The organism is Escherichia sp. 94.0001, assembly GCF_013369155.2.
Classification (GTDB): Bacteria; Pseudomonadota; Gammaproteobacteria; order Enterobacterales; family Enterobacteriaceae; genus Escherichia; species Escherichia coli_F.
On sequence record NZ_JABWMS020000333.1, the window covers coordinates 1 to 237 of the forward strand.

General features: G+C 60.3%; 1 pseudogene. It reads right to left on the minus strand.

Going from position 1 to position 237, the window contains the following annotated elements:
* Positions 1-237, minus strand: a pseudogene (locus tag HEN33_RS25995) (phage tail tape measure protein); the annotation flags it as partial.

Here is a 237-nt window from a genome sequence, read left to right on the forward strand (position 1 = left end):
GCGCCAGCGGATTATCGCCATACTGTTCCTTCAGGCGCTGTTCCGTGGCTTCCCGTTCTGCCTGCCGGTCAGTCAGCCCCCGGCTTTTCGCATCAATGGCGGCCCGTTTTGCCCGTTGCTGCTGTGCGAATTTATCCGCCTGCTGCGCCAGCGCGTTCAGGCGCTCCTGATACGTAACCTTGTCGCCAAGTGCAGCCAGCTGGCGTTTGTACTCCAGCGTCTCATCTTTATGCGCCA